Origin of the sequence: Hydrogenophaga sp. PBL-H3, from assembly GCF_010104355.1 — a bacterium.
GTDB lineage: Bacteria > Pseudomonadota > Gammaproteobacteria > Burkholderiales > Burkholderiaceae_C > Hydrogenophaga.
In genome coordinates, this window is the sequence record NZ_CP044972.1 from 3,619,563 (window position 1) to 3,644,611 (window position 25,049).

23 protein-coding genes are annotated in these 25,049 nt (G+C 62.8%); 6 read left to right on the top strand and 17 right to left on the bottom strand.

Annotation, left to right across the window (positions count from 1 at the left end; all coding sequences use genetic code 11):
* Positions 1–56: 56 nt before the first annotated feature.
* From F9Z44_RS16880 to F9Z44_RS16920, 9 genes are all read right to left on the bottom strand, one after another.
* Positions 57–1,232 (bottom strand): MFS transporter, encoded by a 1,176-nt coding sequence (locus tag F9Z44_RS16880; RefSeq protein WP_159607880.1) that lies wholly within the window; start codon positions 1,230–1,232, stop codon positions 57–59.
* Positions 1,233–1,293: 61 nt separating this feature from the next.
* The gene (locus F9Z44_RS16885) at positions 1,294–2,478 is read right to left on the bottom strand and encodes a deoxyguanosinetriphosphate triphosphohydrolase (RefSeq protein WP_159607881.1); all 1,185 of its coding nucleotides are present in this window, start codon (positions 2,476–2,478) and stop codon (positions 1,294–1,296) included.
* Positions 2,478–3,599 (bottom strand): 3-dehydroquinate synthase, encoded by a 1,122-nt coding sequence (aroB, locus tag F9Z44_RS16890; RefSeq protein ID WP_159607882.1) that lies wholly within the window; start codon positions 3,597–3,599, stop codon positions 2,478–2,480. Before aroB ends, F9Z44_RS16885 begins: the two co-directional genes overlap by 1 nt.
* Positions 3,600–3,655: 56 nt before the next feature.
* Positions 3,656–4,222: a shikimate kinase gene (locus F9Z44_RS16895; protein ID WP_236574169.1), complete on the bottom strand. Its 567-nt coding sequence runs from the start codon at positions 4,220–4,222 to the stop codon at positions 3,656–3,658.
* A complete protein-coding gene (gene pilQ, locus F9Z44_RS16900) occupies positions 4,219–6,342 on the bottom strand; it encodes a type IV pilus secretin PilQ (RefSeq protein WP_159607883.1) in 2,124 nt (707 codons plus the stop codon). The genes F9Z44_RS16895 and pilQ overlap by 4 nt, the downstream gene beginning before the upstream one ends.
* Entirely contained in the window at positions 6,339–6,893 is a 555-nt protein-coding gene (locus F9Z44_RS16905; RefSeq protein ID WP_268894196.1) for a pilus assembly protein PilP, read from the bottom strand. Before F9Z44_RS16905 ends, pilQ begins: the two co-directional genes overlap by 4 nt.
* Positions 6,890–7,561, bottom strand: a complete 672-nt coding sequence (locus tag F9Z44_RS16910) for a type 4a pilus biogenesis protein PilO (RefSeq protein WP_159607884.1) — start codon at positions 7,559–7,561, stop codon at positions 6,890–6,892. Before F9Z44_RS16910 ends, F9Z44_RS16905 begins: the two co-directional genes overlap by 4 nt.
* A 17-nt stretch (positions 7,562–7,578) precedes the next feature.
* Positions 7,579–8,193 carry a PilN domain-containing protein gene (locus F9Z44_RS16915; RefSeq protein WP_159607885.1) on the bottom strand — a complete coding sequence of 205 codons (615 nt, stop codon included), beginning with the start codon at positions 8,191–8,193 and terminating at the stop codon, positions 7,579–7,581.
* Entirely contained in the window at positions 8,190–9,269 is a 1,080-nt protein-coding gene (locus F9Z44_RS16920; RefSeq protein WP_159607886.1) for a pilus assembly protein PilM, read from the bottom strand. Before F9Z44_RS16920 ends, F9Z44_RS16915 begins: the two co-directional genes overlap by 4 nt.
* Positions 9,270–9,537: 268 nt before the next feature.
* On the opposite strand from F9Z44_RS16920, the gene F9Z44_RS16925 reads away from it, so the two are divergent.
* Positions 9,538–11,952: a penicillin-binding protein 1A gene (locus F9Z44_RS16925; protein WP_159607887.1), complete on the top strand. Its 2,415-nt coding sequence runs from the start codon at positions 9,538–9,540 to the stop codon at positions 11,950–11,952.
* Here F9Z44_RS16925 and cyaY read toward each other — a convergent pair.
* Complete coding sequence (gene cyaY / locus F9Z44_RS16930) at positions 11,942–12,271, bottom strand: iron donor protein CyaY (RefSeq protein WP_159607888.1); 330 nt, start codon at positions 12,269–12,271, stop codon at positions 11,942–11,944. The two genes, F9Z44_RS16925 and cyaY, sit on opposite strands and share 11 nt — an antisense overlap.
* A 75-nt stretch (positions 12,272–12,346) precedes the next feature.
* On the opposite strand from cyaY, the gene lptM reads away from it, so the two are divergent.
* On the top strand, positions 12,347–12,478 hold the full coding sequence (gene lptM, locus F9Z44_RS16935) for an LPS translocon maturation chaperone LptM (protein ID WP_236574170.1): 132 nt from the start codon (positions 12,347–12,349) through the stop codon (positions 12,476–12,478).
* A gap of 89 nt (positions 12,479–12,567) precedes the next feature.
* Positions 12,568–13,836, top strand: a complete 1,269-nt coding sequence (gene lysA, locus F9Z44_RS16940) for a diaminopimelate decarboxylase (protein ID WP_159608784.1) — start codon at positions 12,568–12,570, stop codon at positions 13,834–13,836.
* A 9-nt stretch (positions 13,837–13,845) separates the two neighbouring features.
* Here the strand turns inward: lysA and F9Z44_RS16945 are convergent, their stop codons facing one another.
* The 5 genes from F9Z44_RS16945 to F9Z44_RS16965 all read right to left on the bottom strand — a co-directional run bounded on the left by F9Z44_RS16945 (position 13,846) and on the right by F9Z44_RS16965 (position 20,006).
* On the bottom strand, positions 13,846–14,517 hold the full coding sequence (locus tag F9Z44_RS16945; protein ID WP_159607890.1) for a sulfite oxidase heme-binding subunit YedZ: 672 nt from the start codon (positions 14,515–14,517) through the stop codon (positions 13,846–13,848).
* A gap of 22 nt (positions 14,518–14,539) precedes the next feature.
* A complete protein-coding gene (gene msrP / locus F9Z44_RS16950) occupies positions 14,540–15,556 on the bottom strand; it encodes a protein-methionine-sulfoxide reductase catalytic subunit MsrP (RefSeq protein ID WP_159607891.1) in 1,017 nt (338 codons plus the stop codon).
* A gap of 136 nt (positions 15,557–15,692) precedes the next feature.
* Positions 15,693–17,060 carry a c-type cytochrome biogenesis protein CcsB gene (gene ccsB, locus F9Z44_RS16955; protein ID WP_159607892.1) on the bottom strand — a complete coding sequence of 456 codons (1,368 nt, stop codon included), beginning with the start codon at positions 17,058–17,060 and terminating at the stop codon, positions 15,693–15,695.
* Positions 17,057–19,210, bottom strand: coding sequence for a cytochrome c biogenesis protein ResB (locus tag F9Z44_RS16960; protein WP_159607893.1), 2,154 nt, complete (start codon positions 19,208–19,210; stop codon positions 17,057–17,059). The genes ccsB and F9Z44_RS16960 overlap by 4 nt, the downstream gene beginning before the upstream one ends.
* Positions 19,211–19,391: 181 nt before the next feature.
* Complete coding sequence (locus F9Z44_RS16965; RefSeq protein ID WP_159607894.1) at positions 19,392–20,006, bottom strand: c-type cytochrome; 615 nt, start codon at positions 20,004–20,006, stop codon at positions 19,392–19,394.
* Between the two features lie 103 nt (positions 20,007–20,109).
* Between F9Z44_RS16965 and yihA the strand changes: the two genes are divergently transcribed.
* On the top strand, positions 20,110–20,898 hold the full coding sequence (gene yihA / locus F9Z44_RS16970; RefSeq protein ID WP_159607895.1) for a ribosome biogenesis GTP-binding protein YihA/YsxC: 789 nt from the start codon (positions 20,110–20,112) through the stop codon (positions 20,896–20,898).
* A gap of 30 nt (positions 20,899–20,928) precedes the next feature.
* A complete protein-coding gene (locus tag F9Z44_RS16975) occupies positions 20,929–21,849 on the top strand; it encodes an alpha/beta fold hydrolase (protein WP_159607896.1) in 921 nt (306 codons plus the stop codon).
* Between the two features lie 9 nt (positions 21,850–21,858).
* Here F9Z44_RS16975 and F9Z44_RS16980 read toward each other — a convergent pair whose 3' ends face one another.
* Together F9Z44_RS16980 and F9Z44_RS16985 are read right to left on the bottom strand one after the other, a co-directional pair.
* On the bottom strand, positions 21,859–22,782 hold the full coding sequence (locus tag F9Z44_RS16980; protein ID WP_236574171.1) for an LpxL/LpxP family acyltransferase: 924 nt from the start codon (positions 22,780–22,782) through the stop codon (positions 21,859–21,861).
* A complete protein-coding gene (locus F9Z44_RS16985; protein WP_443135131.1) occupies positions 22,782–23,618 on the bottom strand; it encodes a lysophospholipid acyltransferase family protein in 837 nt (278 codons plus the stop codon). The genes F9Z44_RS16980 and F9Z44_RS16985 overlap by 1 nt, the downstream gene beginning before the upstream one ends.
* Before the next feature lie 161 nt (positions 23,619–23,779).
* Here F9Z44_RS16985 and metK point away from each other — a divergent pair, with 161 nt between their 5' ends.
* Positions 23,780–24,961: a methionine adenosyltransferase gene (gene metK / locus F9Z44_RS16990; RefSeq protein WP_159607897.1), complete on the top strand. Its 1,182-nt coding sequence runs from the start codon at positions 23,780–23,782 to the stop codon at positions 24,959–24,961.
* Positions 24,962–25,049 lie beyond the last annotated feature (88 nt).

The window sequence follows — 25,049 nt, forward strand, 5'->3', positions numbered from 1 at the left end:
GCAGGGGCAGCGAGGAGCCGCGAATTCGGAATCCGACCCCGATTAAAGCCTGAATATCACGGGCGTTGGCGCGACGCGGCTTGGAGCCGGCTCGCCAGCAACAAACCCAGCAACGACGAGGCGCCAGTGACCCACCACGTGGATTGCCACCCACCGGTTTGCGTGGCCACCCAGGCGACCAGTGGTGGGCCGATGAACTGCCCCAGGGCAGAAAACTGCTGCATCCAGCCCACGGTTGTGGACACGGTGTCCTCACCGGGCGCCAACGTCACCGCCAGACCGAACAAGGTGCCCGGAATCAGTCCACCCACGCCAGAAAAGACGAGCACGGCCACGTATTGCCAGACCGGGTATCCCACCGCAGTGAATGTGATCACGGAGCCAAGCCCCATCGCGCAGAAGCCGGAGGCCAGCAGCACGCCGGGACGCACACCCTGCGCCATCAAACGCCCTGCGCCAATGTTGCCCACCATGTTGATGCCTGCGGCGAGGGCGCTCAAGGCACCGACCACCGCCGTGCCGTAACCGGCCTGGGCGTAGATGGTGGGCAGAAAACCGACCACCGCCAGCCATTGGCCCGAGTAGAGGAAGAACGCCAGCGCGACGCACCAGGGCCCCGGCGATGCCAGGGTTCTTTTGAGGCGTGGGCCCCAGTTTGCAACGCGCGGGTTGTCACCCGACCCGTCCGTTCGCCCATCGGGCGACACGCAACGCGCAAGCACAACCGCAGCGAACAAAGACAACAGCGCCAGCAAAGCCCAGGCCCCCCGCCAACCGACCACCTCCATGAGCGCTGCGCCGAACAACAAGGCCAACGCCGTGCCCAGCGGCATGTAGGCACCCCACCAGCCCAGCGCGCGGGACAGGGTGGGCGCATGCAACACGCGCTGGCGCAACAGGCCTGGCGCAGGCAACACGGCAAGCAGGAAACCCATGCCTTCCACCACGCGGGAGACCAGCAGCACGTCCGTTCCCGGCGCCACCGCGCCCAGCGCACTGCCCAGCGCCAGCAACAAAAGCCCAACCAGCATCACGCGCCGCGGACCCCATCGATCGGCCATCAAGCCGATCGCCAGCCCCAAGGTCATGCCGGCCAGCTGCACCAACGACAGCAGAAAGCCAGCTTGCACCAAGGACACTTCCAAAGCCTCGCGCAACACGGGGATGGCCACGGGCAGCTTGCCCACGTGCAGGGCGCAAGTGACACCCACGCCGAACACAATGGCGGCCATCCAACGGGAAGTCGGATCGTCTCGGACAGTCACGGCGGCGCTCGGCTCGAGTACGGTCGGGTCAGGGAAACACCACCGCACCGAAGAGCCGCTCGTGCTCCTTGATCGCGAAGCGGTCGGTCATGCCGGCGATGTAGTCGGCCACGGCGCGCGCATGGTGCTGGCTGCGGCCATGCGCTTGAGGCAACTCCTGCGGGGCGTTCATGTATCGCTCGAACAGATCGCTCACCACACGGCGCGCACGGCTGGTGGTTTCCATGACCTGAGGGTGGCGATACAGGTTGCGCAGCAGAAAGGTCTTGAGCACCTGTGAGCGATCGCGCATGGCTGGGGAGAACGCCACCAGGGGCGGCTTCAGGCGTGCCGCATCGGCGCTGTCCAGTGCCTGTTCCGCAACGCGCATGCGGGTGTGATCGATCACGTCGTACACCTGATCGCTGAGCATCAGCCGGATCGACTCGAACAGGAGGCGCCTGCCCGCCAGTGCGGGGTGGGCCTGCAACGCTTGTTGCCGGTAATGCTCGAACAAGGGCACGTCGTCCAGTTGCTCCAACGTCAGGAGACCGGAGCGCACGCCGTCATCAATGTCGTGCGCGTTGTAGGCGATCTCGTCGGCCAGATTGCACAGCTGCGCCTCCAGGCTGGGCGAACCACCATGAAGAAAGCGGGCCGCCACGCCATGCGGCTCTTGCTGCTCAAGCCGCTGTGCGTTGCTGCGTGAACAGTGTTTGAGGATGCCTTCGCGGGTCTCGAAACACAGATTCAAGCCATCAAAGGCCGGGTAGCGCTCTTCCAGCTCATCGACCACGCGCAGGCTCTGGAGGTTGTGCTCAAAGCCCCATCCGTCCACAGCGTGCTCACTGGGCGTAAGCGACTGCATGCAGGCGTTCAACGCGTCCTGGCCCGCATGCCCGAATGGCGTGTGGCCCAGGTCGTGCGCCAGGGCAATGGCCTCCACCAGATCCTCGTTGAGCTGCAACGAGCGGGCGATGCTGCGTCCGAGCTGCGCCACTTCGAGCGAGTGCGTGAGGCGCGTTCGAAAGAGATCGCCTTCGTGGTTCAGAAACACCTGCGTCTTGTAGACCAGGCGGCGGAACGCGGTGGAGTGGATCACACGGTCCCGATCACGCTGGAAGGCGGTGCGTGTGGGCGCTTCGGCTTCCGGGTATCGGCGCCCACGGCTCTGCGCGGGGTCACTGGCGTACGGCGCCAGCGCCTGGAGAGAACGTTCTGGCGCTCGCTCCATCAAGGGCGCACGCTCGCCTCGATTACTTGCGCTACAAGCGCATCGGGCGCAGAGCGCACCACGGCACTGCCCGGCCTATCGATCACCACGAACTTGATCTCGCCCGCTTCCGATTTTTTGTCCACCCGCATCAGGGCGAGGTAGCGACCCACGTTGTCATGTACATCGATCACGGGGGCCACGGTGGGCAGACCCGCCGCCTGTACCAGCCGGGTGAGACGTTCGACAAACGCAGCATCCACTCCACCCAGCAATTGCGAGAGGCGCGCCGCCATCACCAGTCCGCAGCCCACGGCTTCGCCGTGCAGCCAGACCCCGTAGCCCACGCCCGCCTCGATGGCATGTCCAAAAGTGTGGCCGAAGTTGAGAATGGCACGCAGGCCAGACTCGCGCTCGTCCTGCCCCACCACCCAGGCCTTGATCTCACAGCTGCGTTTGACGGCATGGGCCAGGGCTTCGGGGTCACGCGCCATGAGCTGCTCAATGTGCGCCTCGATCCAGTCGAGAAACGCCATGTCGGCAATGGGTCCGTACTTGATGACCTCGGCCAACCCGGCGCTGAGTTCGCGCGCTGGCAAGGTGTTGAGGGTGTCGAGGTCGCACACCACGCGCTGCGGCTGGTAGAACGCCCCGATCATGTTTTTGCCCAACGGGTGATTGATGGCGGTCTTGCCACCGACCGACGAATCCACCTGGGCCAGCAAGGTGGTGGGCACCTGCACAAACGGAACACCCCGCATGTAGCTCGCAGCCGCGAAACCCGTCATGTCGCCCACCACACCACCACCCAGCGCAAAAAGAACCGTCTTGCGATCGCAGCCATGCGACAGCAACGCATCAAAGATGAGGTTCAGTGACTCCCAGGTCTTGTAGGTCTCACCATCAGGCAGGCTCACCGTGTGGACATGGGCATAGCGCGATGAGAGCGTCCGCTCCAGGCGCTTTGCGTAGAGAGGCGCTACCGTCTCATTGGTGACGATCATCGCGCTGTGGGCTGCCGGCAGGTGCCGGTAGCTGTCTTGCGCATCCAGCAAGCCCGCGCCGATATCGATGGCGTAGCTGCGATCGTCGAGATCGATCTCGACTTGTTGATGGGTTAGAGCGGTGGCGTGAGGCGTCATGGGCCCCAAGTTTATGCGCTGACCGGAAAGAGCCCCACGCCGCACCGTCAGCGAATCTACTGAGACTGTGTTGAATCTCCAGAACCAGGCGCGTCCAGAGATACCGACCCTCCGAGCTCCAGCTGCATCACGATCATGTTCACCAACATGGCAACCGAAGGCCGCCCGGTCTCGATCACGAAATGTGCGGTCTCGCGGTACAAGGGGTCGCGCGCGGCATAGAGGTCCTTCAACCGCTGCTGGGGGTCGGCTACCTGCAGCAAGGGGCGGTTGCGGTCGTGTCTCAGGCGACGAAACACCTCCTCTGGTGTGGATCGCAGATACACCACGGAACCACGCTGATGCAGCCGCTCCCGGTTCTCGGAACGCAGCACGGAACCACCCCCGGTGGACACCACACAGGGAGGGCCAGCGGTCAACTCATCGATGACGGACGCTTCAAGATCTCGAAAGCGCTCCTCGCCTTCGCGCTCAAAGAACTCCCGGATCGAACAGCCCAGTCGATGTTCGATCACGTGGTCCGAGTCAAAGAAAGGACGTGAAATGCGGCGAGCCAGTTGCCGGCCCACCGTCGACTTGCCTGAACCAGGCAAGCCGATCAAAAAACAGGAAGTGGCACTCAATTGATGGCGGAGCGACCCAGCACGCGAGGTGTGATGAAGATCAGCAACTCTGATTTGTTGTTGGTCCGTTCACGAGACTTGAACAAGTTGCCAACCCCTGGCAGATCACCCAGCAACGGAACCTTGTTCACGGTGTCGCGCTGCGTCTGCTCGAAAATGCCGCCAATCACCACCGTTCCACCATTTTCAACCAGCACCTGGGTCTGCACGTGCTTGGTGTTGATGGCAACACCATCGGGTGTGTCCACACCCCTGCTGTCCTTGTTGATGTCCAGATCCAGAATGATGTTGCCCTCGGGGGTGATCTGGGGCGTGACCTCGAGCTTCAGATTGGCCTTTCGGAACGCGATGGCCGTCGCACCGCTGGACGTCGCCGTCTGGTACGGGAACTCCGTACCTTGTTCGATCAAGGCTTTGACGCCATCCGCGGTCACAACACGTGGGCTGGCCACGATGCGGCCTTTGGAATCCGACTCCAGCGCCGAGATTTCAAGACTCAAGAAACGCGAGGCATTGGGGCTGAAGAGCGACAGAGCGTAAGACGCGGCCAGTGCGGTTCCGGGATTCGCCGGCAAACTCACGAATGGTGCAGATGTCGGCGTTGGACCCGTTGAGACAGCGCCGTAGGTGGAGCCGAAGTTGCCCTGAACCTGGTTCCCGTTGATGGAGCCAGCACCGAAGCCACGTACGCCACCGCCCAACCGGACACCCAGCGATTTGCCAAAGGTATCGTCGGCTTCAACGATGCGGGCTTCGATGATCACCTGACGGATCGGGATATCCAGTTTGGAAATCAGCTCTTGAACCTGCTGCAGCTTGGAAGGAATGTCCGTGACAAACAACTGATTAGTCCGTGGCTCGGAAATGACACTGCCACGCTCGGACAGGATGCGAGCATTGCTGCCGCCGTTGGCGCCACCACCGCTTCCGCTGGAGATCAGTTGTGTTGCGATGTCGACCGCCTTGGCGTAGTTCATCTGGAAACCTTGTGTGCGCAATGCCTCCAGGCTCTCCGTCGATGCCCTGGCTTCGAGGTCTTGCTTTTCACGCGCGGCAATTTCGTCTTTCGGCGCAATCCACAGCACGTTGCCTGACTTGCGCATGCCCAAGCCTTTGGCTTGCAAGATGATGTCCAGCGCTTGGTCCCAAGGCACGTCCTTGAGTCGCAGAGTCACAGAACCGGTCACCGAATCCGAGGTCACCACGTTGAAGTTGGTGAAGTCGGCAATGACCTGCAACAGCGAGCGCACTTCGATGTTCTGAAAGTTCAGCGACAGCTTTTCACCGTTGTAGCCAGGTCCTTGCGTCAACTTGCTGGTGTCGACCTTCTGCTCGCGAATCTCCAGCACGAACTGGTTGTCACTTTGATAGGCAGAGTGCTCCCAGTTGCCGGTGGGCGTCACCACCATGCGCACCCGATCGCCGGTCTGCGAGGTTGTGACGCTCTGCACTGGGGTACCGAAGTCGCTCACATCCAATCGGCGGCGCAAGCCCTCAGGCAAGGACGTCTTCAGAAATTCCACCACCAGGTTCTGCCCTTGCTGGCGGATGTCAACGCCGACCTGGTTGTTGGCCAGTTCGACCACCACACGGCCAGCGTTGCCCACGCCTCGCCGGAAGTCGATGTCACGAAGTGAGGAGACATCGCGGTTGCGATTCTCAGCAAAAGAAGCCGGAGGCGCAGTGACGGCTGTCACGTTCTCGGAGCGTTGCAGCACAACCAGAAGCGAGTTGCCCTCGATCTTGGTTTCGTAAGAAGCCGTCTGCTTCAGGTTGATCACCACACGGGTTCGGTCACCAGCTTGAACCACGTTGGCCGAGCGCAGGTTACCTTCGTTGATTTCAACAGTGCTGCGCCCAATGGCATTTGCCACGCCTGGAAAATCAAGCGCGATGCGAGCGGGAGACTGGATGGTGAATCCGGTTGGTACGGCCGCCAGCGGCTGCGCGGTGTTGATGCGAATGACCTCCACGCCCCCCTGCACTCCACCTGTGAGCGACTGAATCGCGTTTTGGGCCTGAGCCCAAACGGTGGTGAACGCCATGCACGCGATGATTGCGCCCTTGGCCACACCCCTTTGCACAGCAGAGACCACGGGCGCCTTGTTTGGCTTGTTCATTTAGAAGCTTCCTCTTGTAACTGCAGCGCTGCGGGGCGCTCCGTCCATTCGCCACCGGAGTCCTGCACGATCTCGCGCAGGACCACCTCTGTCTCCGAAATTCGGGTCACGCGACCATAGTTCTGACCCAGATAGGTGCCGGGGCGAACTTGATACAGCAGCTTGTCCACCTTGACGAGCGCAACCAGCTGCCCATCCCGGTTCAAACTACCGACCATGGACATCGTGTCCAGTGGATAGGCCTCGAGCGGCTGCTTGCGCCGATTGAGTTCAGGCTCGATCAAGGCAGCATTGACCACTGGCGTGGATTGATTGCCACGCAAAACGCTGGTGAGCTTTTCAATGCTGAATGGCGGCGTCAGTCGCTCTCCCGCGTAGGCCTGTGGCTCGAACTTCGTGGGAGCCGGTATGGGTTTGACGGACGGTTTGATGCTGTTGCGTTCACTTTGCATCCAGACTTGCAGCTCATCCTCTCCCGAGGATGTGCACGCAGCAAGGCACAAGGTCAAAGCCACCAGGGAAAGATGCTTTACATGCAATGAGGAAGTCACTTCTTGGCTCCCTGCGCTTTTTGTTGAAGAGCAATCTCTTCTTGATCCAGATAACGGAACGTCTTGGCAATGCAGTCCATCGTCAACACGCCCTCGCGACTGGCCACCGGCGTCAATGTCAGGTTGTTCAAGGTGACGATACGAGAGAGGTTCGCAATGTCGGCGGCAAACAATCCGATGTCGTGGTACGTACCCGTCACGCGCACCGAGATCGGCAGTTCAGCGTAGTACTCCTTCACGCTGACAGTGCCTGGCCGAAACAACTCGAATTGCAGGCTGCGCCCCAAACCCGCCTGGTTGATGTCCGACAGCAAAGCATCCATCTCGGCTTTGCTGGGCAGTTGCTTCTCCAGTTGAGTAACGTACTGCTGAACCTGTTCCAGCTGCTTTCGCAAGGCGTCAAGGTTGACCGCTTGCACAGCCTTCTTTTTGTAGTCTTCGCGAAGCTGCTGTTCGCGGGCTTTTTCAGCGATCAGCTCCTCGTCCGAATCCTTCAACCAGGCAAACCAAAGACCTGCAATGACCGCCACACACACGGCGATAAACAAAAGATTGCGCGGAAGGCCAGGCCACTGCGAGGGATCGTTGGGATCGAGCCCGGTGAACTGGCTCTTGAGTTTTTCCTGGACTCCCTTGAAGTCCATGTTGATGCTGGGCGTTTTGGCCATGATGCGTTGCCCTGTGGTCAGACCTTGCCCGCAGCGGCAGGCGCACCGGCAGGAACCGCTCCGGCCTCGGCGGAAGGACGTTTAAGTGAAACGCGGATGGAGAAGTTGAAGACCCGTCGCTGCTCCCGGCTGGCCAAGGCCACACTGGACGACACGATCTCGATCAGCTCGGGGCGGCCCAGCCATTGGCTGCTGTTACCCAGATTGCGCAGCAAATCGGATACCCGCTCCTGAGACTGTGCCACGCCGTTGAGCAGGACACTTTGATTCTCTTGTTTCATCGACTTGAGGTAGATGCCGTCAGGCAACTGAGTCACCAGCTCGTCCAGCAGGTGCACCGGAATGTTTCGGTCACCCTGGAGATTTTCCACCGCTGTTTGCCGGGCACGCAGGGAGGCAATTTCCTTTTGCAAGCTGGCAATGTCCTTGATTTCGGCATCAAGGCGAGTGATCTCTGCTTGCAGGAATGCGTTGCGTTCCTGCTGTGTGGCAATCTGACCCTGGTACCAGGTGAACACGGCTCCACAAACGATGCCTCCCAGCAAAGCCGAGAGACCAAGCTGGGTGAAAAACTGTTCTTTTTGCCGCTTTCGCGCCGCCTCTCGGTGGGGCAGCAGGTTGATCAAGATCATTGGTAGAACCTCCGCAAGGCCAACCCGGTTGACGTCAAGTACGAAGGCGCTTCACGCGAAATCTTGCGAGCCTGAATGGAGGAAGCCATCTCCATGGCATCAAAGGGATTGATCACCATGCAGGCAAATGATGTCTGGTGGGTAACCGCCTCCGTAAGTCCGGGCAACGCGGCACTGCCGCCCGCCAGCAGGATGTGATCCACCTTGTTGTAAGGCGTGCTGGTGAAGAAGAACTGCAGTGCACGGCCTACCTCTTGCGCCATGCTTTCAATGAACGGATCCAGAACCGCAGCACGGTAGTCGTCGGGCAAGTCGCCGGAGCGCTTCTTGGCTTCGGCTTCATCAGCGGAGAAGCCATACTGGCGAACAATCAGCTGTGTCAGTTGAGCGCCACCAAACGCCTGATCCCGCTCATACAAGACATCGTCGTTGCGCATGACCTGCATGCTGGTCGTCAGGGCTCCAACCTCAAACAGCGCCACCAATGAGTCGATGCCCTGATTGGGCAGCGTCTCGATGACCCGTCCTGCGGCCATGCGGGAGGCGTAGGACTCGACGTCCATGACCACAGGTTTGAGCCCAGCCGCTTCGGCCAGACCCTGCCGATCCGATACCTTCTCCTTGCGCGATGCGGCAATCAGAACCTCGACATCGCCCACCGAATTGGCGCTGGGACCGATGACGCAGAAGTCGAGACTCACTTCGTCGAGCGAGAAGGGGATGTACTGGTTGGCTTCTGATTCGACCTGCGCCTCGAGCTCCTTATCGGACAAGCCCCCAGGCAGGATGATCTTTTTGGTGATCACCGCAGAGGCCGGCAGCGCCAAGGCCACGTTCTTTGTCTTGCTGCCGCTCTTGCGGACAACCCGCCGAACGGCTTCGGCCACTTCGTCAAATTTTTCGATGTTGCCGTCTGTGATCCAGCCACGTTCGAGCGGCTCCATGGCGCAACGTTCCAACACCAGATCACCAGATCGGTTGCGAGACAGCTCCACCAGTTTGACGCTCGACGAGCTCACGTCGATGCCCAACATGGGCGCCGGTTCCCGGCTGAATAACGACCCCAATGAGATCAAGGTGACCCCCAGATGTGACGGCGCAACAGAGCGCCAGACTTAAGAATTCACTTGAATGCTAGCAGCAAGCCCTTTGTCCAGCAAAGAAATTTTGCCTTTGCGACAAATCGAAACGTTGTCAAAATCCTACGTGACCGAACTTCGCTGCCAGCCCTGTCATGAACCTTTGGCCCGCGAAATACACAACAACTCACAATAAGCCGACAACGTTGGCTCAGGCCGCTTCGCGCCATTTTTATAATCGGGGTTTGAGGCCTTGATCGACTGCATGCCCATCCAAGATACCCCCACCCCCTCCAAATCTTCCAAGCCAGTATCTGCGGGGCACACAGCACTGATCTGGGCGGGACGCTTGGTGGTGGCTGTGGCCGGACTGGCGGCGGCAGGTGTTGTAAGCGTGCTGATGGCGGTGGGCATCGCGCTGGCTGTGGCCTACCCGAATCTTCCCGACGTGACCGGGCTCGCCGACTACCGACCCAAACTGCCCCTGCGTGTGCTCACTGTGGAAGGACAACTGATTGGTGAGTTCGGCGAGGAGCGCCGCAACCTGCTCACGATCAAAGAGATACCGGCGGTCATGAAGAACGCGGTGCTGGCCATTGAGGACGCGCGCTTCTTCGAGCACAGTGGTGTGGACTACCGGGGCATGATCCGCGCCGCGTTGGCCAACCTGCGCCAGGCCAAGAGCCAGGGTGCATCGACGATCACCATGCAGGTCGCACGCAATGTGTACCTGTCTGCCGAAAAGAGCTACACACGCAAGATCTACGAGGTGCTGCTGACCTTCAAGCTGGAACACATGCTCACCAAGGAGCAGATCTTGGAGATCTACATGAACCAGATCTTCCTGGGCCAGCGAGCCTATGGGTTCTCGTCGGCTGCACAGGTCTACTTCGGTAAAGCGCTCAAGGACGTGACGATCGCCGAGGCCGCCATGCTGGCAGGTTTGCCCCAGGCGCCTTCGGCCTACAACCCCATCAGGAACCCACGCCGGGCACGCGCTCGTCAGTTGCACATCATTGACCGCATGGTCGAGAACGGATTCATCACGGCCGAACAGGCCGAGCAAGCCAAGTCCGAGGAGTTGAAGTTGCGTCCGGTGGGTGGCGCCACCCAGGTGCATGCCGAGTTCGTGGCGGAGATGGTTCGGCAATCCATCGTCTCTCAGTACGGCGAAGAGGCGTACACACGCGGTTTGGTGGTCACCACATCCCTCAAACAGGCAGAGCAACTGGCCGCCTACCGTGCAGTACGCCAGGGTGTTCTGGACTACGAACGTCGTCAGATCTACCGTGGGCCCGAGCTCTTCATCGATTTACCTGCCGACAAAACCGCGCTCGACGAGGCGGTGGACGATGCGCTCAACGATCGGCCTGACAATGACGACTTGCTGTCTGCCGTGGTACTTGAAGCGGGACCCAAGCGTGTGCTGGCGGTGCGGCAGGACGGTGAACCCTTCGAGATCACCGGTGAGGGACTCAAGCCGGTCCAGTCCGGCTTGTCCGACAAGGCCGGGCCCAACATCAAGCTTCGACCCGGTGCGGTGATCAGGGTTGTTCAGACCACCAACAAGACATGGCGCATCACGCAACTCCCCGATGTGGAATCGGCCTTTGTCGCCATGGATCCCCGGACGGGCAAAGTGATTGCATTGGTGGGCGGCTTCGACTTCCAGAAGAGCAAGTTCAACCACGTGACCCAGGCATGGCGCCAGCCGGGCTCCAGCTTCAAGCCCTTCATTTACTCTGCAGCACTTGAAAAAGGGTTGACGCCGATGACCGTGGTCAACGACGCGCCGTTGTTCTACAGCGCCGATGCGACCGGAGGGAAGCCCTGGGAGCCCAAGAACTACGACGGACAATTCGAGGGGCCGATGTCGGTGCGCCGCGCCCTGGCCAAATCCAAGAACATGGTGTCGATCCGCGTACTCCAACTGGTGGGCACGCAGAGCGCTCAACAGTGGGTGGGGCGTTTTGGTTTCGATATCGACAAACACCCACCCTACCTCACGATGGCCCTGGGGGCGGGTTCGGTCACGCCCATGCAGATGGCGGTGGGCTATGGCGTGTTCGCCAACGGTGGATACCGCGTTGCTCCGACACTCATCACCCGGGTGGCCGACCACAAAGGCAAGGTGCTTTACGAGGCGCCCGAGCCCACGCTCACCGATGCCCAGCGCGCCATCGAACCGCGCAACGCTTTCATCATGAACAGCCTGCTGCAGGAGATCACCCGCTCAGGCACAGCCGCACGGGCGCAGGCGACCTTGAAGCGGACCGATCTTTTCGGCAAGACCGGCACCACCAACGACTCCGTTGACGCCTGGTTTGTGGGCTATCAACCCACCGTGGTCGCCGCCGCCTGGGTGGGCTACGACACGCCGCGCAATCTGGGCAGCCGGGAAACCGGTGGTGGCTTGAGCCTGCCGATCTGGATTTCGTTCATGTCACAAGCGCTCAAGGACGTCCCTGTGATGCCCTACACACCGCCGCCGGGCGTGATCAATGTAAACGGCGAGTGGTACTTTGAGGAGTTTGGTCCTGGCCACGGTGTGCATGGCCTGGGTCTGCAAGACGCTTGGTCAGGCGCCGCACCTGCCGCAGCGGACCCGGCCGTTCCGCAACCCGCAGCGCCCCCCCCGGTGGAGGACCGGCGCGGCATCCTGGATCTGTTCAGAAACTGAAGTCCAGCGCCTGCCCGGACTGCTGGGAGGCGAAACGGGAGAGATGGGCCATGAACTCGCCCTGGCCTTTGGTGTCCATCCAGGCCACCCCGTTGTGTCGGTAGTGAAAGCCGCCGGCGCGGGCCGCCATCCACACTTCCTGTAGAGGCTTCTGCAGGTTGATGATGATCTGGCTGCCGTTGGAAAACGTCATCGTGATCATCCCGCCCACACGCTGGTTGTCGACATCGGCATCGGTTTGATCGTTGATGCGATCACAGGCCAGTTCGATCGACCGCAGCAGCGATTCCGCCAGGTCTTGGTACTCGGTGTCGGTCATTACAATGCTTGCATGTTGAGAACGACACGCATTCTAGGCCGCCCCTCTGCACCCACTCGGGGTGTGGCGATTGCGTTGAGCCTGTTGCTGCTGTCGGCCTGTGGTCAAAAGGGTCCCCTGTACCTGCCCACGCCGGCCCAGACGCCGGCCAGCGCAGGCACCACGCAGGTCACCCCTGCGCCGCAAAGCAGCCCAGTGCAGCGCTGAGCCGCAATGCGGCCACATCCCGGCTGGCTCATCACACCCATCCGCACCCATTCATTCCCAGCATGACCACCCTGCCCGGCCAGTCTCCCATGAACCTGCCTCCCTTCATCTCTTACCAATCCGGTGAACTTGTGATGGAAGGCGTGCCGCTCAGGCAGCTGGCCCTGGAGCACGGAACGCCTCTGTTCGTTTACAGCCGTGCAGCCATGCTCAGCGCGCTGGCCGCCTACCAGCGCGGGCTGGCCGGACGCTCGCACCAGATCTGCTACGCCATGAAGGCGAACTCCACGCTGGGCATCCTGCAAACACTGGTGCGCGCGGGATGCGGTCTGGACATCGTCTCGGGTGGTGAACTCGAACGCGCCCTGGCTGCGGGTGTCGAGCCAGGCAAGGTGATTTTTTCCGGCGTTGGCAAGACGCGCGCCGAGATGAAGCGCGCGCTGGAGGTCGGTATCGGCTGCTTCAACGTAGAGAGCCGCGCCGAGCTGGACGTGCTGGACGAAGTGGCCCGCAGCATGGGCCTGCGCGCGCCGGTCAGCGTGCGCGTGAACCCCAACGTGGACGCCCAAACCCACCCCTATATTTCCACCGGCCTCAAGGGCAACAAGTTCGGCATCGCGCACGAAGACGTGGTGGCCACTTACAGGCATGCGGCTGGCTGCGCTGGCTTGCGCGTGGTCGGCATCGACTGCCACATCGGCTCGCAGATCACGCAGACCGGGCCCTACCTTGACGCCATGGACCGGGTGATCGACCTGGTGGAGAGCATCGAAGGCGCGGGCGTGCCCATCGAGCACATCGACTTCGGCGGTGGCCTGGGCATCGACTACCACGGCGACACGCCTCCGCAGGCCGATGCCCTGTGGCAACAACTGCTGCGTCGCCTGGACGCACGCGGTTTTGGCGACCGCAAGATATTCATCGAACCAGGCCGCTCGCTGGTGGGCAATGCGGGTGTGTGCCTCACCGAAGTTCTGTACCAGAAGCCCGGTGAGCAGAAGAACTTCCTGATCGTGGACGCGGCCATGAACGACCTGCCACGGCCAGCGATGTACCAAGCCTTTCACCGCATCGTGGAGGTGTCCCCGCGCGGCGATGCCCCCACCACCTGGGACGTGGTGGGCCCGGTGTGCGAGAGCGGCGACTGGCTGGGCCGTGACCGCGCGCTGGCGGCTCAGGCGGGTGATCTGCTGGCGGTGCTCTCGGCGGGTGCCTACTGCATGAGCATGGCGAGCAACTACAACACGCGCGGTCGGGCGGCCGAGGTGTTGGTGGATGGAAGCGCGGCCACCCTGATCAGGGCACGCGAGTCGGCCGCCGATCAATTGCGCCTGGAAGCCTTGCTGCCGCCGGCCTGAACCCGCGGGTCAGTCCGCTCGCGGCTTTGAGAGCCGCCGCCAGACGCGCCATCCGAGCAGTGCGGCAAAGATCGCGGCGTACACCGCCACCTCGGCGAAGTCGTTCTTGCCGCTGCGCATCCAGAAAAAGTGCAGCACGGCCAGGCCTGCAATGCCATACACGACGCGGTGCAACATCTGCCAGCGCCGGGCCCCCATGGCGCGGATGGCGCGGTTGAACGAAGTGGCGGCCAGCGCCAGCAGGAACAGCCAGCCCAGGAACCCGACCAGGATGAACGGACGTTTGATCACGTCGTCCACGATGCCCGGCACGCTGAACTCCATGTCGAACCACGCGTAGGCCAGCAGGTGCATGCAGGCATAGAAGAACACGAACAATCCCACCATGCGGCGCAGCCGCGCCAGCGCCACCCAGCCGGTCATCGTGCGCAACGGCGTGATGGCCAGCACCAGCACCAGGAACCGGATGGTCCAGTCACCGAGCGAGCGGATCAGCGCCTCGGCGGGGTTCGCTCCGAGCTGGTTGGCAAATGCCGCCCAGAACAACCACGCAAAAGGCAGCAAGGCCAGCACGAAGCCGATCGGTTTGGTGGCGCGGTGACCCAGCCAGCGATTGATGCGCGAGCCGCCGGGACGACCCGCCGTCCCGGCCACGGTTCGGGAAATGGTGGAGGTGCTCATGGAGAGACTGCGCTGCTCAGGCTCAGAACAACTTGCGCAGATCCATGCCTGCATACAGCTGGCCAACCTGGGGTTCGTAGCCATTGAACATCTGCGTCTGGCGGCGTTTGGCAAACAGGCCCCCCTCCTCGCCGATGCGCCGCTCGGTGGCCTGGCTCCAGCGAGGGTGCGACACCTGCGGGTTCACGTTCGAATAGAAACCGTATTCCTGCGGTGCAGCCCGGTTCCACGCGGTGCGTGGCTCCTTGTCGGTGAAACGGATCTTCACGATCGACTTGCCGCTCTTGAAACCGTATTTCCATGGCACCACCAGCCGCACCGGCGCACCGTTCTGGTTGGGCAACACTTCGCCGTACATGCCGAAGGTCAGCAGGGTGAGCGGATGCATGGCCTCGTCGAGTCGCAGCCCCTCCACATAAGGCCAGTCCAGCACGTTGGCGTTCAAGCCCGGCATCTGTTTGTTGTCGGCCAGCGTCACGAACTCCACGTACTTGGCGCTGCCCTGTGGCTGCACCTGTTTGATGAGTTCGGCCATCGAATAGCCGACCCAGGGCACCACCATCGACCAGCCTTCCACACAGCGCAGGCGGTAGATGCGCTCTTCCATCGGGCTGAGCTTGAGCAGTGCGTCCAGATCGAAGGTGCCGGGTTTGTTCACGAGGCCTTCGACGGCCACCGTCCAGGGACGGGGCTTGAGCGTCTTGGCCGTGACCACCGGATCGGACTTGTCGGTTCCGAACTCGTAGTAGTTGTTGTAGCTGCTCGCATCCTCGTACGAGGTCAGCTTCTCTACCGTGACCGCACCCGGCACAGCCGACGTTTTGCCAGGCAGTGCCGCCAGTTTTCCGGGTTTGGGCGTGGGGCCGGCCGATTGGGCCCATGCATCCTGCACGGTCAACGAAGCAACACCGCCTCCGATCGCGGCTGCGGCGAACGCGCTTCGCTGCAGCCACTGCCGGCGGTTCTGGTACGCCGCCTTCGGTGTGATCTCGCTGGGGAAGGGATGGTTGAAGCCGTCGTGGGAGGTTCGGATGAGCATGGTGGCGGTCCTGACTGGTGCAACGCCTTGCGCAGAGGATGCCGCGCAGGACTTGCCGTGAGTCGTCGGACAGCCACGATTCTTACAAAGTTCCGGTTCGGGCTGCGTCAGCCCGCCCCATACCCCGCAGCCTGGATCAGAGTTCGCCGTAGCTGTGGAGGCCGGAGAGGAACATGTTCACACCCAGGAAAGCAAAGGTGGTCACGGCCAGGCCCACCAGTGCCCACCAGGCGGCCACGGTGCCGCGCAGGCCTTTCATGAGGCGCATGTGCAGCCAGGCTGCGTAGTTCAGCCAGACGATCAGCGCCCAGGTTTCCTTCGGGTCCCAGCTCCAGTAACCACCCCAGGCCTCGGCCGCCCAGAGAGCGCCGAGCACGGTGGCGATGGTGAAGAAGGCAAAGCCCACGGCGATGGCCTTGTACATCACGTCGTCCAGCACCTCGAAGCTGGGCAAGCGCTCGGCGATGCGTTTGCGCCCGAACATGATGGTGGCCACGATCAGCGCCGACACGCCGAAGTAGACGAACCAGTAACTGCCGCCCTTCTCCGTCGCCGACTGGCGGAACACGATGGGCTCCAGGCACAGCACCAGGCCCAGAATCCACAGCGGCGCGAGCCTGTACCAGCGGGTCTCGTTGGCACTCTGTTTGATGAGGTAGGCAAAGGCCAGCATGGCCGCGATGGCAAAGGTTCCGTAGCCGATGAAGTTGGCGGGCACATGCAGCTTCATCCACCAGCTCTGCAGCGCGGGCACCAGCGGCTGGATTTCATGCGCTTCGCGGATCACCGTGTACCAGAGCAGAAAGCCCACGGCAGCGCTCACCACCAGCATCACGAACGCGCCCATGCGGCGGGTCTTGTACTGGTCTTCGTAGTACAGGTAGAAGGCCGCCGTCAGCCAGCAGAACAACACGAACACCTCGTACAGATTGCTCACCGGGATGTGGCCGATGTCGGGGCCGATCTGGTGGCTTTCGTACCAGCGCACCATGGTGCCGATGAGCGCCAGCGTCACGGCCACCCAGGCCAGGCGCGAGCCCAGCAACTCGAAGGTGTCGCCAGCGCGGGTGAACATGCCGACCCAGTAAAACGCGGTGCTCATGAAGAACAGCATGCTCATCCACAGGATGGCCGACTGGCTGGAAATGAAGTACTTCAGCATGAACACCTGATCAGCGCGCGCCAGGTCGGCTGCGCCCGCAGGCGTTTGGTAAAGCCAGATCGCCAGCAGCGCAAATGTCGCCACAGCCACCGCCAGCGCACGCAGCGGGCGCCAGAACCAGCCCAGCGAGATCAGGGAGGGTGCGGCGCCAACGAGGATGGCCTTCTCGTAACCATCCATCGCAGCGCCGTACAGCGCAAACGCGATCGCGGTGCCCGCCACGACCAGCGCAGCAAAGAGCCAGTCCCACACATTGCGGCGCGCGAAGTAACTCGGCTCCAGACCCTGCCCGCCGCGGTCCTTCTTCAGTTCGATGGTCTGGTTCGCGGTGGCGGTATTCATGGTTGCACCTTCAACAATTGGGTCTTCAGAAGTTCAAATTCGCGGTCGGCTTCCATCGTCTTGCGGTTCGACGACAGCGCCATGCTGGCCGCAGAAGCCTGCGCGCCCGAGGGCGAGAGCCAGACCCAGAGGCGGCGCTCGCGCACATACAGCATGGCAAAAACACCCACGATCAGCAAGAGGCAACCGAGGTAGACGATGTTCTGGCCCGGCGCACGCGCCACCTGGAACACGCTGGCCTGCACATGCGTGAAGTCCTTGAGCTGGAACGTCATGGGCGCAGGATAGAAAAAGGTGTCGCTCAGGCTGATGACCGCCTGCGTCATGAACTGCTGCGTCGCGTCGTTGCGCTCCAGCGGCCGCAAACCGGCGCGTTCGCGGCTGACCTGCAACAGCTCGAACAAGGTGCCGTTCAGGATGCGCACCAGCACCTCGCTGGCGCGCTCGCGTTCGGCCTGTGGCACGTTGGTTTCCAGGAAATTCGACACCGCCTGCAGCCCACCCTGCACCACGGGTTTGGTGGCCGCGGCATTCACCACGGGCGTGGACTGCGCAGCCGGCTCGGCCCCGGCAAACAAGGCCAGTGCGCGCGCGGCCGAGGCCACCAGCGCATCAGCCAACTCCGGGCGTCCGTCTTCGACCGCCGACACGGCGTAGCGGCGCACCGCGAGCTCGCGCATCTGCGGGTCGTCGAGCGCGGCACGCAGACGCACGAAACCGTCCATGCTGTCGTTCTCGTCCACCGGAATGCGCAGGTAGCGGAACGGTTCGGACGGTGTTTCACGCAGACCCAGCAGGTACATGCGCGCGCCTTCAATCTCCATGGGCAGCATGTAGTTGTGGTACTCAACCGCCTGGCCCGCCGCATCGCGCAGCTTGTAGGTGATGCTGGGACCCACATTGCGCAAGGTCTTCTCGGTGGTGGTCTTGTGGCCACTGCCCAGACGGCTCTCGATCGAGCTTCGCAAATCAACCGTGCGCACATCGGCGCCGCCCGGTGCCGGGTTGACGCCGGCGAAGTTCTCCACGTTGATCGTGCGCAAGCCGGTGTACTCCAGCACCAGCTTGTCATCGCCATTGCTCAGCGCGCTGGAGCTGCCGATGGTGCCTTCGATCTCGAAAGGGCGCGTGGGCCGGTTCAGCGGCACAGCCTGCAGCTTCACGCGCGAACCTCCGTCGTCAAAGCTCGACTGGTAAATGTTGATGCCGCGGTGACTGGCCGGGTGGTTCACCTCCACGCGCGCTGCCTTCTTCTCACCGGTCTCGAAATCGGTGATCACGATGTCGCTGGCGAACAGCTTGGGCATTCCGGTCTCGTAGTACTCGACGATGAACTTCTTGAGTTCGACCGAAAACGGCAAGTCTTGCAGCAGCACGCCGTTGGGCTGCGCCAGGATGGCGGTGCTGGCGGTCGTGCCTTCGGTCACCAGCAGGTTGGCACGAAACGTCGGGTTGCTGGACGACAGACGGTGCTGGGCCGGCACATCGGCGATGAGTCCCCCACCACCAAACGCCGACTTGCCGTTGAACCAGGTCTGGGCGCGCACCATCAGGTCACCGTCGAGCAGGCCACCGATGCACACCAGCACGATGGCGCTGTGAGCCGCGAGGTAACCGATCTTGTTGGCCGCACCGGTCTTGGCCGCCACCATCCAGCCTTGGCCAGCAGGGGTGTCGCGCGACTGCAGCTTGACCTTCCAGCCCGAGCTCAGCAAGGTCTGACCGATGCGGTTGGCGGCGGCCTGCGGCGTTTCCACCAGCGTGCTCTCGGCACGGTGCGGGAAGGCCTTGAGGCTTTGCTCGCGGATGTTTTCCTTGTAAGCCTTGAAGTCGGCAAATATCTTGGGCGTGTTGCGGGCGATGCACAGGCTGGTGCTGGTCACCAGAAACGCCAGGATCAGCAGGAACCACCACGCGCTGTACACCGAAAAGAGGTTGGCACTGGCAAACACATCGGCCCAGAAAGGGCCGAACTGGTTGACATAGTTGTTGACCGGCTCGTGCTGCTTGACCACGGTACCGATCACCGAGGCGATGCAGATGACAGTGAGCAGCGAAATCGAGAACCGCATCGACGACAACAACTCCACCGTCTCGCTGACGATGCGCGAGCCGGTGCGGATGTGCAGGCCTTGGGTGGAAACGGTCATGGGATGTGGGGAGAACGGTTCAACAAAAAGGGCGGTTCCGGTGACCCCGGAACGCGCCCTGTTGTGATGTTGTTTTTCGCTGGCGGTTCAACGCCGGAAGGCTTTATCGCATTGTGCCGGCAAATATTAACGTCTGCTTATATCCCGGCGACCGCCCAAGGGCAAGAGCCCTGGGTGAATCTCAGCGCAGACCGGCAATGTAGTCGGCCACGGCCTTGATTTCGCGGTCGTTCATCTTGGCGGCAACACCCGCCATCTGGAGGTTGTTGGCCCGGGTGCCGTCGCGGAAATGCTTGAGCTGGGTTGCGGTGTAGTCGGCGTGCTGGCCCGACAGGCGCGGGTATTGCGCGGGAATGCCGGCGCCGTTGGGGCTGTGGCAGCCGGCGCAAGCGGCGATCTGGCGATCGGGGATGCCGCCGCGGTAGATGCGCTCACCCAGGGTCACCAGGTCCTTGTCGGTGGCAGCGCCCGGCGCAGCCTTCTGGGCCGCCAGCCAGAAGCCGATGTTGCGCATGTCATCGTCAGACAGACCCGTCGCAAAGCCCTTCATGATGGCGTTGTCCCGCTTGCCCGACTTGAACTCCTGCAGCTGTTTGACCAGGTACTCGGGGTGTTGCTGGGCCAGTTTGGGATTGGCCGGCGTGGTGGAGTTGCCGTCCGCTGCATGGCAGGCCACGCAGGCCTGGCCAAATGCGGCAGCACCCTTGGCCAGATCGGGTTTGACCGACTGCGCCTGGACACCGAACGACAAAGCCGCAGCAGCAGCGGCGCAAAGAAGGGAAACAGGCAATTTCATGACGGGACGGGCGTCGAATGCGACGTGTTCGGGTTGAAGAATTTCGCGGGATGTCTGGTTACAGCCAATCGATTTTACAATGCCCTCTCGGGAAACAACCCCAATGACCCAGAACCACACTCCAGCCAACACCCCTGCTTCCCCGTCTGCGGACGCCAAGAGCCCCCAAGCCCGCACACCCAACGCTGGAAAATCCCCCGATTCGCTGAACCCCGACATCAAGATCGCGCACGGCTGGCTGCACACGGCCCGCTTCCTCACCACCGCCCCGCAGCTCGAACACCTGCCCCCGCTCACGGTGCCCGAGGTGGCCTTCGTGGGCCGCTCCAACGCCGGCAAATCGACCTGCATCAACACCCTGACGCAGCAAAAACGCCTGGCGTTCGCCTCCAAGACCCCAGGTCGCACGCAAAGCATCAACCTGTTCTCGCTCGGCAAGCAGGGCGTGACCGATGCCGTGCTGGCCGACCTGCCCGGCTACGGCTATGCAGCCGTGCCCCGTGAGGCCAAGCTGCGCTGGCAGCGCGTCATGGGCAACTACCTGCTCACGCGTGAGAACCTCAAGGGCGTGGTGCTCCTGATCGACCCGCGCCTGGGCCTGACAGAGCTTGACGAGATCCTGCTCGAGGTGATCCGTCCACGGGTCGAAGAAGGCTTGAAATTCCTGGTGCTGCTCACCAAGTCCGACAAGCTCAACCACGCCGAGGCGCAAAAAGCGCTGTCGATTGCGCGACTGCAATCCGGCGGCGGTGAAGCCAGACTCTTCTCGGCCTTGAAGAAAAAGGGCCTGGACGAGGTGGCGCAGATGCTCTGGAACTGGACGCATGAGGCCGGCACCACTGTGGCCGCGCCAGCCGCCGAACCCGAAGACGAGCCGCCCGCCCTCGATTGAACGTGCGCGGGCACACGGAGACTGCCCGCGATGATCGACACCTTCCAACAAGCCCTGCCACACGGCATCACGCTGAGCTGCCGGGCTGCGGGTCAGCCGGGCCGACCGGTGCTCCTGTTCCTGCACGGTTTTCCCGAAGCCGCTTTCGTGTGGGACGTATTGCTGGTCCATTTCGCTCAGCCCGAGCACGGCGGCTACCGTTGCGTCGCGCCCAACCTGCGTGGCTACGAGCGCTCCAGCGCGCCCACCGAGGTGTCGGCCTACCGCGCCAAGCCGCTGGTGCAGGACCTCACGGCGCTCATCGACGTCATCACGCAAGACAGCCCCACACCCGGTCAGCTCGCCGCCCTGGTCGCTCACGACTGGGGTGGTGCGCTGGCCTGGAGCGTGGCCGCGAGGTTCCCGGCAGCGATGCGACGGCTCGCCATCGTCAACGCCCCCCACCCGGCCACCTTCCAGCGCGAACTGGCCAACTCGCCGACGCAGCAGGCGTCCAGCGCGTACATGAATTTCCTCGTGCGCCCGGACGCAGCCGCCCTGCTGGCTGAAAACGACTTCGCGCGCCTGTGGCCCTTCTTCACCAACATGGCCGCCGACAGCGGGCCGATGGCCTGGCTGGATGAAACCACGCGCGAGCGCTACCGTGAGGTTTGGAGCCAGGGCCTGCAAGGCGCTTGCGCCTATTACGCGGCATCGCCCCTGCGTCCTCCCACGGCCAGCGACACAGGTGCTGCGGCTGTGCAACTGCCGCGCGAGCGCGTGGCAGTGAACGTGCCCACGCTGGTGATCTGGGGACTGGGCGACACCGCCTTGCCGCAGGCCCTGCTCGACGGGCTTGATGGCTATGTGGCCGACCTTCGCATCAAGCGGGTGGCTGGCGCCACGCACTGGATCGTGCACGAGCAACCGCGGCAAGTGGCGGCGCTCATCGGGGACTTCCTGTCGCCCTAGCGGGCGCGCTCAGAGGTTGGCGTAAAACGACGGTTCGCCCTCGGGTCGGGTCTTGAAGCGCTTGTGCACCCAGTAGTACTGCTCGGGCGTGGCGCGGATGAACCCTTCGAGCTGGGTGTTCATCATGGCCGTGTCGGCCTCCACATCGCCCGTGGGGTAGCCCGCCCAGGGCGAATGTACCGTCACCTCGTAGCCGTCTTTCGTCAGGCGGCTGACCACCGGCACCACCCGAGCACTGGCCAGGCGTGCAAACCGCGAGAGTGAGGTGATGGTGGCGGTCTGCACACCAAAAAAGGGCACGAAGACCGAATCGCGCGTGCCGTAGTCCATGTCGGGCAGCAAGTACAGCGGCAAGCCCTGGCGCAGCGCCGCCACCAGCGGCTTGAGACCCTGGCGCATGGCCACGATGTGGGGCTCGCCGAAGCGCTGGCGGCCTTTGGCCATCCAGCGGTCCACGTCGGCGTTGAGTTGTTCGGCGTAGATACCGCAGAAGCGGCGTTCCAGGTGGGCGGTCAGTGCGGTCCAGCCGGCATCCATGCCCACGAAGTGCGGTGCAAACAACACCGTGGGTTCGCTGCCGGCCAGCGCCTGCAGATCACCGGTGAGCTTGAGGCGCCGGCGGATGGTGGCATCGCTGGCTTCCCACAGCCAGCTGCGGTCCATCCAGGCCTGGGCGAAAAACACGAAGTGCCGGCGCACCGCCCGGTTGCGCTCGGCCGCACTTTGGTCGGGAAAACAGATACCCCAATTGGTGCTGGCAATGCGACGACGGCGCGCTGCCACCACGTGCAGCACCTGCCCGAGCATCCAGCCCAGCGCTCGCACCCAGGACAGGGGCAGCAAAGCCAGCAGGCGCATGAAAACCACACCCAGCCGGTTGGCCATGCCGCCGGGCGGCAGTTGGTGGGCAGAGACGGGAATGGGATCGGACATCAGCGCAAGGGCGGTGGGCTCTTGTAGCGGTCGTAAGACCAGAGGTATTGGGCCGGGCATTCTCGCACCAGCGCCTCCATCGCCTGGTTGATCTGCCGCGCCGCCACCAAGGCGTCGTCATCCAGTGGCCCAAACGGCTGCACATGCACCCGAAAGCCCCGGCCCCAGCTCAGCCGCTCACCCCAGCTCACCAGCAACCGCGTGTTGCCACTCTGCGCCAGACGCGCCGAGAGCGTCATGGTGTAGGCGTCTCGGCCGAAAAACGGTGCCCAGGCACCCTGCCCGGCGGGTGGCACCTGGTCGGGCAACAGGCCCACCACGTCACCCCCCTTGAGCGCCTTGATCAGCTGCTTCACGCCGGCCAGTGTGGTGGGGGCTGCGAGCAAGCCCGGGCGCTGGCGTGCGCCCGCCACCAGATCGCGCAACCAGGGCTGGCGCGCCGGACGGAACAGCACCGTCATGGGATGTCGGGCGCCAAAGCGCCGCGCGTAGGCCTGGGCGGTGATTTCGAAGCAGCCCAGGTGCGGTGTCAGGAACAGCAAACCCGCACCGCTCGCCTGCGCTGCCTCGATGTGCTCGGCGCCGTCCCAATCCACCCGCACCGGTCGGCCCAGCCACAGGCGGGGCAACTCGGCCACCAGCTTGCCCGCCTCACCGACGGAGGCCAGCGCAACGTCCAAAGAAAACCCCGCCTGCTTCGCATGCGCCAGCAAGCGGCGGCGGTAACGGCCCGAGAGCAGGAAGCTCACCCAGCCCAGCACCCAACCCAGCGCGTGCAGCACCGGCAGCGGCAACAGGCTCAACGTGCGAAAAAGAAAATGGATCAGCGGAGCCAAGGCGGCGGTGGTGAGAGGCGGGACGGGGCCTGGTCCTTGGACTAGAATTCGCCCATCGCCGAGTTACTGAACTAATTGCGGGGCGATTCACAAATTCCGCTAAAGCGTTCGCCGAACTCTGACAGACCGGCAACGCCGATCAACCAACTTGGAGTTTAACCATGGCGAACGATTTCCTTTTCACTTCCGAATCCGTCTCTGAAGGCCACCCCGACAAGGTTGCCGACCAGATTTCCGACGCGATCCTCGACGCGATCTTCACCCAGGACCCCCGCAGCCGCGTGGCAGCCGAAACGCTGTGCAACACCGGCCTGGTGGTGTTGGCCGGCGAGATCACGACCAACGCGCACGTCGACTACATCCAGGTCGCACGCGACACCTTGAAGCGCATCGGCTATGACAACACCGAGTACGGCATCGACTACAAGGGCTGCGCGGTGCTGGTGGCCTACGACAAGCAAAGCAACGACATCGCCCAGGGCGTGGATCATGCGTCAGACGACCACCTCAACATCGGCGCTGGTGACCAGGGCCTGATGTTTGGCTACGCCTGCGACGAGACGCCCGAGCTGATGCCTGCACCCATTTACTATGCGCACCGCCTGGTGGAGCGCCAGGCCCAGCTGCGCAAGGATGGCCGCCTGCCATTCCTGCGCCCCGACGCCAAGAGCCAGGTGACCATGCGCTACGTGGACGGCAAGCCCCACAGCATCGACACCGTGGTGCTCTCGACCCAACACAGCCCCGACCAGAGCGAGACGTCCACCAAAATGAAGGCTTCGTTCAATGAAGCCATCATCGAAGAGATCATCAAGCCGGTGCTGCCCAAGGAATGGCTGCAGAACACGCACTACCTGATCAACCCCACCGGCCGTTTCGTCATCGGCGGCCCCCAGGGCGATTGCGGCCTGACCGGGCGCAAGATCATCGTCGACACCTACGGCGGCGCCTGCCCGCACGGTGGTGGTGCGTTCTCCGGCAAGGACCCGTCCAAGGTCGACCGCTCGGCCGCCTACGCCGCGCGCTACGTGGCGAAGAACGTGGTGGCCGCCGGCCTGGCCAAGCAGTGCCAGATCCAGGTGGCTTACGCCATCGGCGTGGCCCGCCCGATGAACGTGACGGTTTACACGGAAGGCACCGGCGTGATCTCCGACGAGCAGATCGCCGCGCTGGTGAATGAACACTTTGACCTGCGTCCCAAAGGCATCATCCAGATGCTGGACCTGCTGCGCCCGATCTACACCAAGACCGCCGCCTATGGCCACTTTGGCCGCGAAGAGCCCGAATTCACCTGGGAGCGCACCGACCGCGCTGCCGCCCTGCGCAAGGCCGCAGGCTTGTAAGCAATCACTTACAAACACCCAAAAGCCCCGGCGCGCAAGCTCCGGGGCTTTTTTTCGCCTCAACTGGGCTGGATTCACCCGCCATTCC